This window comes from Actinomycetota bacterium, assembly GCA_035759705.1.
Lineage (GTDB): Bacteria > Actinomycetota > CADDZG01 > JAHWKV01 > JAHWKV01 > JAJCYE01.
Genome location: DASTUJ010000128.1, coordinates 1 through 10,968, shown reverse-complemented (window position 1 = coordinate 10,968; position 10,968 = coordinate 1). Strand labels below are relative to the sequence as shown.

The following is a 10,968-nucleotide window of genomic DNA, read 5'->3' as shown; positions in this document are numbered from 1 at the left end:
GACGCCTGGACCTGCATGAAGTTGATGAAGATGCCCTGGGCGGTCTCGGGGCGGAGCCAGACGACGTTCTTGTCGTCCTGGATCGGCCCGATGTGGGTCTTGAACATCAGGTTGAAGTTGCGGGGGTCGCCGAGCTCGTCGCTGCCGCAGTTCGGGCACTTGTCGCCGATCTGGTCGGCCCGGTGCCGGGTGTTGCACTTGGCGCACTCGACGAGTGGGTCGGTGAAGACCTCCAGGTGGCCGGAGGCCTCCCAGACGGTGGAGTTCAGGATTACCGAGGAGTCCAGGCCCACGACGTCGTCCCGCAACTGGACCATCGAACGCCACCAGGCACGCTTGACGTTCTCTTTCATCTCGACGCCGAGGGGCCCGTAATCCCAGCCGGAACGGAGCCCTCCGTAGATTTCGCCGGACTGAAAGATGATGCCTCTGCGCTTGGAAAGGTCGACGATCGTGTCGAGGGAAGGAGTGCTCATTTCACTCCATGCTACACATCGTGCCTGGGGGCGGTGATAAGCGGCGCGCGACGGTTACTTTGAGAGGCGTGAAGTCAACACCCGCAATCAAGGCCGAACGAGGCTCCCCCGAGCACCGCCTCGCCCGGGCCGACCTCCTCTATCTGTTTCTCTTGGCCTCCATCTGGGGCACCAGCTTCCTGTCGATCAAGGTGTCGCTCCGGGGCTTCTCGCCGGTGCAGAACACGGTCTTCCGGCTTTGGCTCGGGGCCCTGGCGCTGACGGCCTTCAGCCTCATCCGGCGCTCCCGGCTCCCCCGGGAGCCGATCATCTGGGTGCACCTGACGGCTCTGGCGGCCGTCGCCAACGTCATCCCCTACTTCCTGTTCGCCCTGGCCGAGGAGCGGATTGACTCGGCGATCGCCGGGGTCCTCAACGCCACCACGCCGATGTGGACGGCGGTGATCGCCTTCAGCATCGGGAGCGAGCGGGTGGGCGGCCGCAAGCTTGCCGGGCTCATCCTCGGCTTCGCCGGTGCGGTGGTGATCTTCGAGCCGTGGAACTCAGGCTCCCAGGTCGCGACCTGGAGCGGGCTGGCCTGCCTGGTGGCCGCCGCCTGCTACGGCGTGGGGTTCGTCTACGCCGCCCATCATCTCCGTGGCCGGGGGTTGACGCCGCTCAGCCTCTCGGCCGGGCAGGTGAGCGCATCGGCGGTACTCAGCCTCCTGCTGATCCCATTCATGGGGTGGCCGGAGCCGGAGTTCCGGATCGACGCGGTGGTGGCGATCCTCGCCCTGGGCATCCTCGGGACCGGCATCGCCTACGCCATCAACTTTCGGCTGATCGCCAACCGGGGCGCCTCCGGGGCGGCGCTGGTGACCTACCTGATTCCGGTGGTGGCCGTGATCGTCGGCGCGGTGACGCTCCGGGAGCGAATCGAGCTAAACGTCATCCTCGGCACCGCCGTCGTCCTGGCCGGGGTCGGGTTGATCAGGTCAGACTCGGGCTGAAGCCTCGATCAGGCGCATGGTCCGCTCCGCCGCCGCATCCGCAGCTTCGGGCGACCGGCGGCCCAGCCCACAGTAGGTCGCGACGTCGACCGGGCCGATCATCTGCTCGATCAGCTTGAGAACCACCAGCTGGTCGGCCTCGTCCTGCTCCTCCTGGACGACCCCCGCAACAAACCTGGCCGTACCGTCCCGGTACAGATTCCGAAACGCCTCGTAGAACTTGGGATCCGTCGACAGCGGCTCCCGGCCCCCGGCGAGCGGGGCGTGGATGAACTCCAGCGGCCGGTCGGCCGGCCACCGGCTGGACAGCTCGTTGTACAGGTGGACGACCGGCGCGGCACTTTTCATCGGGGACAGGGCTTCGTGGTTCAGGTCGCCGAGGCACAGGTGGACGCCGAAGCGGGTCCCCTCGGGCGCACGGAGGGCGACCTTTACCAGGCGTTCGGCCATCACGCCGGCGACGACCGGGCTCAGCGGGCCGGCTTTGGCGGTGGCGACCAGGTGCAACGGCGCCTCGAGCTGGAAGATTACCCGGTCCCCGAACTCTCTTTGTGTCTCCGAGATGTCGTTGACGACCATGTCGAGGAACGGCTTACGGTGCTTGACCGGCCCCAGCTTGCCCATAGAGAAGAGCGCCAGGTTGAGGTAGTCGGGGATGCCCACCAGCAGCGGCGGACGCTCCGGCAGGTCTGCGGTCAGGCGATCGAGGACGTCGAGCTCCTCCCGGGTCCGCTTCAGCGTCCCGAGCGACATCGTGGAGCCGTCCAGCTTGTGGCCCGGCTTGACCCGGTGTACCAGCAGGTCCTCGTAGCTGCCCCACCTGCCCTCCTGGGCGACCTCGAGGTCGGGGTGGTCGCGCAGGGATTCGATGAAAGGCACGATCCAGTTCTTCCGGTCGCCGGTCTCACCGCCTGAGATGTACCTCAGGCCCGGAAGCCGCTCGAGCTGCCAGGAGATCGCCTGCTCGATGTCCGGTTGGGCGATGCTGCCTACGACCTGCGGCCTTCTGTTTCCCATCTCGGGCTCCTTGGGTCTAGGGAGTGTGCCTTAGAAACCGTACCGCTTACCTGCGTCGTCAAACGCCGCCGTCGTCCCGGCCGGGGTCGGGCTCGTAGGATCTGATGCTTCCCATCGACGCGATCTCCTGCAGGGCGGCCTCGAAAATCGCCAGCGGGCCGCCGGTGAACAGGACCAACGTCGCCCGTTCGACCGACTCGGCCCGCTCCAGGCCCTCCTTAAGGGCGCTCACGATCACCGGCGCCGCCTTGTCGACCGGGTAGCCGTAGATGCCGGTCGATATCGCCGGGAAGGTCACGGTCTTGGCACCCAGCTGGTCGGCCAGGTGTAACGAGCTCCGGTAGGCCGACCACAACATGTCCGACTCCAGGAAGTTGCCGCCGCGCCAGCGGGGGCCGACGGCGTGGACTACCCACTTCGCCGGAAGGTCGCCGGCCTCGCTTACCACCGCGCTGCCGGTCGGGCACTGGCGGCGCTTGCCGTAGCGGCGCTGGAGGTCACCCATGATCTGCGTCCCACCCGCCCGATGTATGGCGCCGTCGACGCCACCGCCGCCGGAAAGTGACTCGTTGGCTGCGTTGACTATCACGTCAGCGGGTATCTGGGTGATATCGCCTTTGGCGAGAGCCAGGATCCGCTCCCCTACAGAAAGCTCGGTTGTCATAGATCGCAGACTAGCGCTTGACCCCTCCCAGGACCGAGTAGGCTTTAGCCGGATGTACGCACCCGTCCCTCAGAGGGCCAATTGACCGCCTGGAAACTGGCCTCCATCTTCGTGCTGGTAGGCGCAAACGCATTCTTCGTCGCCGCAGAGTTCGGACTGGTTGCGGTACGGCGGACCCGCATGGAGGAGCTCGCGGCCACCGGCAACCGCCGGGGCATCGCCACCCTAAAAGTCCTCGGCCAGCTGAACCTCATGCTCTCCGGGTGCCAGCTGGGCATCACCTTCGCCTCTCTCGGCCTGGGCGCGGTCGGCGAACCGGTGCTGGGGGAGATTTTCGAGACGTGGTTCGAGCACGTCCCCGCCCCCTACGACGTGGTCGCCACGCACGCAGTCGCCACGGCCATTGCGTTCTCCATCATCACCTTTATGCACGTGGCCCTCGGCGAGCTGGTCCCGAAGACGCTGGCGCTGGCCAAGCCGGAGGCGGTTGCACTCTGGGTCTCCACGCCGATGCGGTGGTTCACCTTCGCTTTCCGCCCCCTGATCTGGCTGTTCAACGAGACGGCCAACAAGCTGCTGAAGCTCTTCAAGATCGAGGCCAAGTCGGAGCTGAGTGAGGTCCACACGCCCGACGAGATCGCCATCATCATCGAAGAGTCCCGCCGGGGCGGCACGATCCTCGGCGCCCAGAGCAGGATCCTCGCCCGTACCCTGGAGTTCCCCGACAAGCGGGCGGTCGAGGCCATGGTCCCCCGGGTCGCCTGCGTGTCCCTCTCCACCTCGGCCACCATGGGGGAGATGTTGGAGTCGGTCGAGCACACCGGCTACTCGCGGTTCCCGGTCTGGCGGGAGCGAGCCGACGAGTTCGTGGGCGTAGTTCACATCAAGGACATGCTGAGGGAGGTCAAGCGCAACCCCGACGCCCAGGTCAGGGATGCGATGCGCAATGCGCTGGTGGTCCCCGAGTCGCTGCCTCTTGAGAAGGTCTTGCTGCAGATGAGGCGGGAGCGGAACCACATGGCGATCGTCATCGACGAGTTCGGGTCCACCGCCGGCATCCTGACCCTGGAGGACATCATCGAGGAACTGCTCGGCGAGATCCGGGACGAGTCGGATCTCAGGGAGTGGGACATCAAACAGATCCCGGGCGGCTACCGGGTCCCCGGCCGCATGCGGCCCGACGAGCTGCGCGAGGCTACCGGCCGGTTGCGCACCGACGAGGCCCTGGAGTACTCAGGCCTCCAGCTACCCGACGGCGACTACGAGACGGTCGCCGGGTTCATCCTGGAGAAGCTGGGACGGCTGGCAAAGCGGGGCGACGAAATCACCCACGAAGGCTGGCGGATCCGGGTGGCCAACGTCAGCCGGCGCCGGATTCTGTCCGTGGACATCTTTGCTCCCGGCTTGGACGGCGAGCCGTCCGAACCGGAGCCGTCTCCCCCGGTCGACCCCTAGCCTTTCAGGCGGCCGACACCAGGTGGCTGCCGTTGCCGGCTTTGAGCAGGGCCGCGGTTTCCGCCTCGGCCAGGCGTGCGACGAGCTCACGCCGGTTGATCCGGTAGGCGCCGTTGGTGCGCTGCACGCCGAGGCGTCTCGCCCACGCACGGTCGACAACGACCCACGGGGTCCTTCCCGCTGCATTCGACGGAAGCCGTGAACCGAAGCCGGGAGGAACAAAGACCTCGCTGATTTCGGTGTGGGTTGGAAGATCGACGACCTGGACCGGCGCCGGGCCGGTTAGTAGTTGAGTGGTCATCTTGCAGTCCTTTCTCTTCCTGCTCAGAGTGGCAGGGCCTGCAGAAAGGCGTCAGTGCCGAACGGCCCCCAAACTTCGGGACAACCGGGCCTACTCCGGGCCCGACTTGCGCAAGAGGAAGTTGACGAAGCCGGGTTCCCGCATGAGCTTGGCGTAGTCGTCCGGGTAGCGGGTCGCCATCTCCGGCACCGGGAGAGGCTCCACCAGCCGTTCGATGACAAATCCGGCAGCCGAGAACTCCTCGCAGATCGTGGTCAGCGGCAGCTGCCAGTAGCGCACCTGCCACCCCTCATTCCAGACCTCTTCGACCACCTGGGCGTCGAAGTAGCTGCCGCCGCGCCGGAGCCAGTCGGACACCGGGTGGTGGGTCGAGACCACCATTCGACCGCCCGGGCGGAGCACCCGGTGAAGCTCCGTCAGGGCCGCCACCCGGTCGTCGACGTGGTGGATCACCAGCGCCAGCACGATCGCATCGAAGCTGTGATCCTCCAGCCAGTCGAGCGGGTCGGCCAGGTCGTGAACCCGAAAAGCCGCCCTCTCCCCCACCCGCTCCCGGGCCAGCCGGACCATGCCGGGGCCCTGGTCGAAAGCGACCACCTCGGCCCCCTGCTCCACCAGCTTCTCGGCGTAGAAGCCCGGCCCGCAGCCGGCGTCCAGCACCCGCTGCCCGCGCACGTCACCCAGCAAGGAGAGCACGGCCGGACGGTCGTAGAGGGCGTTGTACGGGCTGCCGGCCGCGTGACGTGCGTAGTCCTCGGCGAACGCGTCGAACTTGGGGTCGGACAACTTAGAAGCGGGCCATTGCCTCAACTGCCGATGCCGACTTCAGCCGGCGCTCGAGGTGGTACTCGGTGTAGAAGCGGGCCAGCCGGCCGGCGGTGGCCATCTCCTCAACCGAGGGCGGCCGGCCAACAAGCCTCGGGGTGGCGCTGAGCGGGAGGGCCAGGTCGCTCATCAACTCCAGGACGGAGGTGCCGACCTCCTCGGAGTCGAAGCTCCGGCAGCCGGGGCATACCGCGCCCCCCTGTCCGGGCGAGAACCAGGAGGCGGGGCGGGAGCACTCGGCGCAGCGGTCCATCGACGGGGCGAATCCGGCGATGCCGCAGAGCTGCAGAAGGAAGGCGGCCAGGACCATCGGGGAGCCGTCGGCCGACAGCCGGCGCAGCGACTCGACCAGCAGGTTCAGGACCCGGGCAGAGTCCTCCGACTCCTGGGCGACCCGGTCGCAGGCCTCCAGCATCACCGAGCCCAGGTTGAGCCGGTCCAGGTCCTCCTTCACCGCCCGGAACGGGTCGAGAACCTCGGCCTGGGTGATGGTGTGGAGGTCCGACTTGCCCTTCCAGATGACCAGCGACACGTAGGAGAACGGTTCCAGGCGCCCGCCGTAACGGCTCTTGGTGCGCCGGACCCCCTTCACGACCGCGCGGATCTTGCCGTTGTTTTTGCCCACCAGGGTCACGATCCGGTCGGCTTCGCCGAGCCGCATGGTCCTTAGGACCACGGCTTCGTCCTTGTAGAGAGACATCGTTCAACTATAGGTAGCCCGGGCGCAAAGACCCGGCTTTCAGGCGCTTAGTTAACCGACTGTTCCACGCCTCCGCCCAGCTCGTCCAGGGGCAGCTGGTACACCGGCACGCGCACGATCCGGCCGTAGACCCAGTCGAGGAGCTGCCACTGGTTTATCTGCCAGCCGGCGGCCGGGAGCATGCTCACCAGCTCGTCGTGAAGGCGGTCTTTGAGCTCGTCCACCAGCGGGTCGTCGCCGCCCTCGAGGGCGTCGGCGAGCAGGGTGATCGACAGGTTCATCGACTCCTCACCGGGAAACCCCCAGTCGAACTCAATGGGGCGGTAGAGAAACAGCTGTTCTTTCAGCGTGCGCCGTTTGAGGTTCTCGATGACGTAGACCTCAGCGAACCCCCTGCGGTCCCGGACGCCTTGGTAAACGCGATCTCCCATTGCTTCCTCTCGGTCAATCAGGATACAATTGTGCCATGACACAGGTGTTGGATGCCACGCCTTCCGTCGCTGCAGGTTTGTTGCAGTTAGCTCGCCTCAAATCAGGCCTTAGCCAAAGAAGCCTTGCTGAAATGGCCGGCGTTCCGACCACGATGATCTCAGCTTACGAGCGTGACCGTCGGCAACCGACCCTGCCGACGCTGCTAAGACTCCTGAACGCTGCCGGCTTTGACTTGCGTATGCAGTTAGTCGCATTGGACAAGCACGACCAGATCCTTGAGCGCTCCGAAGGTACACGGAGTCCTGAGGAAAAGCACCGGCTAGATCTTCAGCTTGCGAGTTGGCGGAACGCTGAACCGACATAGGCAAAATGCCTGCACCCGAACTTGACGCCGCAGGTATCGCTCGAATATTCAACGAACACGGCGTGGAGTACGTCGTCATAGGCGCTTACGCCGCCATTGCTCAAAAGGCGCCGATTCCTGCCACTCGAGACATCGATTTCACACCTGAGGCCAGCATTGACAACCTCAATCGACTGTCCAGGGCTCTCAAGGCGCTCGGCGCGCGAATTCGGACAGATGCGGTGGACGGGGACCTTCCGTTCAGCCATGACGGTGCGTCGCTTGGACGATCAGAAATGTGGAACCTGGTGTGTGACCTAGGTGAGTTTGATCTCGCGTTCCATCCCGCCGCATTTCAATCCGGCTACCTCGGACTCGTTGACCGCGCTCACAAAGTACTCGTGGACGGCGTTTTGGTGACTGTTGCCGACCTTGATGATGTGATTCTCTCGAAGGAGACAGCCGGCAGGCCGAAAGACCTCCGGGTTCTCCCGATCCTCTACCGCTTCTCAGCGTTGAAAAAAGCCGGAGACGCTTAAGCGACCCCGATTCTCAGGTTCCGTGGCCGCTCTACGCCGCCCTCGCGCACCAGGTCGAAGGTCACGCGCTGGCCGACACGAAAGAAGCGGAACATGCCGGTGTCGATCGCGATGGGGTCTATCTCCCACTCCGTCAGGCCGTCATCGCTCGCGATGATGCCCACCTTCTCGTTGACGTGGTACTCCTTCACTGACCCCTGCGGCATGCAACCTCCTTGTGAATAGGACCGAATCTTAATGCGACTCCTTGACCGCCGGGCTGGCGGCGACCGGAGCGCCCCGCACGAGCACGTGGGAGATGCGCCGGCCCTTCATCTTGTGGACCTCGAACTCAATCCCGTCGTGCTGCACAGTATCGCCCGGAGTGGCCAGCCGGCCGAGCATCCCGCCCACCAGCCCCCCGACCGAGTCCCACTCGGAGTGCGGCAGCTCGACGTCCAGGAGCTCGCTCAGCTCCTCGATGCTGAGGCGTGCGGTGACGCTGATAGCGTCCTCCCCCACCACCGAGACGTTGGGCTCGTCCCGGTCGTACTCGTCGGTGATCTCGCCGACGATCTCCTCCAGCAGGTCCTCCATGGTCGCCACGCCAGCGACGCCGCCGTACTCGTCGACCACCACCACCATGTGGGTCTTTGCCTGCTGCATGTCCCTCAGCAGCTCGGCGACCTTCTTGGATTCGGGGACGAACACCGCCTCCCGCTTGATGTCGGAGGCCTTCTTGTTGACCGCCTTGGACCGGCCGCCGTTGTGGAGGCGGCGGATGACGTCCTTCTGGTAGACGATGCCGATGACGTTGTCGATGTTCTCGGAGATCACCGGAATCCGGGAGTGGCCGCTCTTCAGGGTCACGTCGAGGACCTCCTCGAGGGTGGCGGCGGCGTCGACCCAGACCATGTCGGGGCGGGGCACCATGACCTCACGGACGACGGTGTCGGTGAACTCGAAGATCGAGTGGATCATCTCCCGCTCGTCGGCCTGGATGACCTCCTCGAACTGTGCGACGTCCAGGATGCCTTTGATCTCCTCCTCGGAGAGCAGCGGGCCTTTCGGCAGGCCCCTTCCGGGGAGGATCAGCAGGAAGAACCGGCCGAGCTTGATCAGGATCGACGCCAGCGGGCCGAGGGCCGACCCGATCAGGTAAACCGGGCGGGCGGCCGCCAGCAGCACGTTGTCCAGGCGCTCCAGGACCCAGGTGCGGGGGGCCAGCTCGGCGAACTCGAACAGGACGACGCTCATGATCGCCACCGCGATCAGCTCGGGAACCGGCCAGCCCTGCCGGAGCACGGTGGAGGTGACGAAGACGGTCGCCGTGACCCTGAGCAGCAGCATGACCAGCAGGACGCTGGTGAGGAAGTTGGATGTGTTGCCGGCGATCTTGACCAGCAGGGCGCCCTTTTTGGGGTGGTTGTTCGCCAGAAGCTCGGCCCGGGCCAGCGTCAGCCGCTGGATCGCGTTGACCCACGCCGAGGTGACGAAGGCAAACATGATGGCCAGACCGGCTAAGGCGAGCTGAGTTTGGGTGAGTGTCATGCCCGGGCCCCCGATTGGCCGGTGAGGTCGAATTCCCGAAGGCGCATCTGCTCGGCGCCTGCTTCGGTGTCGTGATCATAGCCGAGCAGGTGCAGCACGCCGTGGGCGACCAGAAGGTCGATTTCCGCCTCCACGCCGGCGGTTGCCTGCTTTGCGGCCATCTCGGGGCACAGGACCAGGTCCCCGATCATCCGGGGAGGTCCGTCGCCGCCGAGACCCGGGTCCCCGGGGCCGTCGATCGGGAACGCCAGGACGTCGGTCGGGCCGGTCTTGCCCATGTGCTGCTCATTGAGCTCGGCCATGCGCGCCGGGTCGACCAGGGTTATGGAGATCTCTCCGGAAGCCCCTTCGGAGTCCGCGGTCCGGGTGGCGACGGCCACTATCCGGTCTATGTCGACACCCATCGCCTGCTCGTTCTCCAACGTTACGGCGATGGGGCTGCTACTGGGAGGTTCGGATGTCACGAAGCCGGTTGGTCCAGTTCCAGCTCTGCCTGGAGAGCGCTCTCGTTGAACAGCCGGTAGGCCTCAACGATCTCCTGGACGAGCTTGTGGCGCACCACGTCGTTGGCGTCCAGGTAGCAGAACTCCACGTCGTTGATCTCGGTGAGGATCTTCTGCACCAGGGTCAGGCCCGAGGTCTGCATCCGGGGCAGGTCGATCTGCGTGACGTCGCCGGTCACGACCGCCCGGGAGCCGAAGCCCAGACGGGTGAGGAACATCTTCATCTGCTCGGCGGTGGTGTTCTGCGCCTCGTCCAGGATGATGAACGAGTCGTTCAGGGTCCGGCCGCGCATGAATGCCAGCGGCGCCACCTCGATCATGCCCCGCTCCATCGCTTTTGCATAGGCGTCGGGCTCGAGCATCTCGTAGAGGGCGTCGTAGAGCGGCCGGAGGTACGGGTCGACTTTGGCGGCGATGTCGCCGGGGAGGAACCCCAGGTGCTCGCCCGCCTCGACTGCCGGCCGGGTCAGGATGATCCGCTGCACCTGCTTGGACTGCAGGGCGTGGACCGCCGCGGCAACCGCCAGGTAGGTCTTGCCGGTGCCGGCCGGGCCGATGCCGAAAGTGATGGTGTTGCGCCGGATCGCGTCGATATAGCGCTTCTGACCCGCGGTTTTCGCACGGATCGAGCGCGTCCGGGTGGTGAGGATGGCGTCGGTCAGGACCTGGGACGGGCGGACGTCGCCGAGCTTGACCATGTCGATGGACCGGCCGACCGAGTCGGTGGTCAACACGTGGCCGCGGCTCATGAGCTCGATCAACTCTTCGAACAGGCGGGCGACGGTTTCCGTCTCGCTGGGTTCACCGGAGATCGTGATCTCATTGCCTCTGACCACGATGGTCGTCGAAGGGAATCCCTTCTCGATGACCTTCAAAAGCTCATCCCGGGTCCCGAACAGGGACACCATCTCGCTGTCCCCTGGGACGATGATTTTTACTTGCGTGAGTTCCTGCACTACTTAGAAGCTACCCTCCTTTTGGGTTTCGTATCAATACCAGGATACCCAGCACTCCAGCCGAGGGCGCCCCGGCAAGCGCTATTCACCCCGGAACGCGCAAAGCGCCCGGGTGGAGAGGTTCACCCGGGCGCTTCGGCGGAGCTGTTACAGGACCAGTGAGCAGCCGAACGGCTCGGTCGACTCCACAGTGACGTCGAGACCGGCCGCCAGCTCCTCCACCGCCTCCTTCAGGTCG

At 65.6% G+C, this 10,968-nt stretch carries 15 protein-coding genes; 4 read left to right on the top strand and 11 right to left on the bottom strand.

Annotated features, from left to right (window positions below; translation table 11 throughout):
- Window positions 1-476: glycine--tRNA ligase (locus VFV09_08835; GenBank protein HEU4867819.1), on the bottom strand; the 476-nt coding region annotated here is incomplete at its 3' end.
- Between the two features lie 68 nt (window positions 477-544).
- Between VFV09_08835 and VFV09_08830 the strand changes: the two genes are divergently transcribed.
- Window positions 545-1,465, top strand: coding sequence for a DMT family transporter (locus VFV09_08830; GenBank protein ID HEU4867818.1), 921 nt, complete (start codon window positions 545-547; stop codon window positions 1,463-1,465).
- Here VFV09_08830 and VFV09_08825 read toward each other — a convergent pair.
- Window positions 1,451-2,482: a hypothetical protein gene (locus VFV09_08825; protein HEU4867817.1), complete on the bottom strand. Its 1,032-nt coding sequence runs from the start codon at window positions 2,480-2,482 to the stop codon at window positions 1,451-1,453. The two genes, VFV09_08830 and VFV09_08825, sit on opposite strands and share 15 nt — an antisense overlap.
- Window positions 2,483-2,540: 58 nt before the next feature.
- Complete coding sequence (locus tag VFV09_08820; GenBank protein HEU4867816.1) at window positions 2,541-3,146, bottom strand: macro domain-containing protein; 606 nt, start codon at window positions 3,144-3,146, stop codon at window positions 2,541-2,543.
- Between the two features lie 81 nt (window positions 3,147-3,227).
- On the opposite strand from VFV09_08820, the gene VFV09_08815 reads away from it, so the two are divergent.
- Window positions 3,228-4,601: a hemolysin family protein gene (locus VFV09_08815; protein ID HEU4867815.1), complete on the top strand. Its 1,374-nt coding sequence runs from the start codon at window positions 3,228-3,230 to the stop codon at window positions 4,599-4,601.
- 4 nt (window positions 4,602-4,605) lie between these two features.
- Here the strand turns inward: VFV09_08815 and VFV09_08810 are convergent, their stop codons facing one another.
- The 4 genes from VFV09_08810 to VFV09_08795 form a co-directional block, all read right to left on the bottom strand.
- On the bottom strand, window positions 4,606-4,902 hold the full coding sequence (locus VFV09_08810) for a hypothetical protein (GenBank protein HEU4867814.1): 297 nt from the start codon (window positions 4,900-4,902) through the stop codon (window positions 4,606-4,608).
- A 90-nt stretch (window positions 4,903-4,992) separates the two neighbouring features.
- The gene (locus VFV09_08805; protein ID HEU4867813.1) at window positions 4,993-5,688 is read right to left on the bottom strand and encodes a class I SAM-dependent methyltransferase; all 696 of its coding nucleotides are present in this window, start codon (window positions 5,686-5,688) and stop codon (window positions 4,993-4,995) included.
- 1 nt (window position 5,689) lies between these two features.
- Window positions 5,690-6,427: a DNA repair protein RecO gene (recO, locus tag VFV09_08800; protein HEU4867812.1), complete on the bottom strand. Its 738-nt coding sequence runs from the start codon at window positions 6,425-6,427 to the stop codon at window positions 5,690-5,692.
- Window positions 6,428-6,474: 47 nt separating this feature from the next.
- Window positions 6,475-6,858, bottom strand: coding sequence for a DUF6166 domain-containing protein (locus VFV09_08795; protein ID HEU4867811.1), 384 nt, complete (start codon window positions 6,856-6,858; stop codon window positions 6,475-6,477).
- 35 nt (window positions 6,859-6,893) lie between these two features.
- Between VFV09_08795 and VFV09_08790 the strand changes: the two genes are divergently transcribed.
- Window positions 6,894-7,223, top strand: coding sequence for a helix-turn-helix transcriptional regulator (locus VFV09_08790; GenBank protein HEU4867810.1), 330 nt, complete (start codon window positions 6,894-6,896; stop codon window positions 7,221-7,223).
- Window positions 7,224-7,228: 5 nt separating this feature from the next.
- Window positions 7,229-7,741: a hypothetical protein gene (locus VFV09_08785; protein HEU4867809.1), complete on the top strand. Its 513-nt coding sequence runs from the start codon at window positions 7,229-7,231 to the stop codon at window positions 7,739-7,741.
- On the opposite strand, the gene VFV09_08780 is transcribed toward VFV09_08785, so the two are convergent.
- The 4 genes from VFV09_08780 to VFV09_08765 are packed head-to-tail and all read right to left on the bottom strand — an operon-like array spanning window position 7,738 to window position 10,682.
- Entirely contained in the window at window positions 7,738-7,947 is a 210-nt protein-coding gene (locus VFV09_08780) for a hypothetical protein (protein ID HEU4867808.1), read from the bottom strand. The two genes, VFV09_08785 and VFV09_08780, sit on opposite strands and share 4 nt — an antisense overlap.
- Before the next feature lie 28 nt (window positions 7,948-7,975).
- The gene (locus VFV09_08775) at window positions 7,976-9,271 is read right to left on the bottom strand and encodes a hemolysin family protein (GenBank protein HEU4867807.1); all 1,296 of its coding nucleotides are present in this window, start codon (window positions 9,269-9,271) and stop codon (window positions 7,976-7,978) included.
- Window positions 9,268-9,693, bottom strand: coding sequence for an rRNA maturation RNase YbeY (gene ybeY / locus VFV09_08770; GenBank protein ID HEU4867806.1), 426 nt, complete (start codon window positions 9,691-9,693; stop codon window positions 9,268-9,270). The genes VFV09_08775 and ybeY overlap by 4 nt, the downstream gene beginning before the upstream one ends.
- A 38-nt stretch (window positions 9,694-9,731) precedes the next feature.
- Entirely contained in the window at window positions 9,732-10,682 is a 951-nt protein-coding gene (locus VFV09_08765) for a PhoH family protein (protein HEU4867805.1), read from the bottom strand.
- Window positions 10,683-10,968 lie beyond the last annotated feature (286 nt).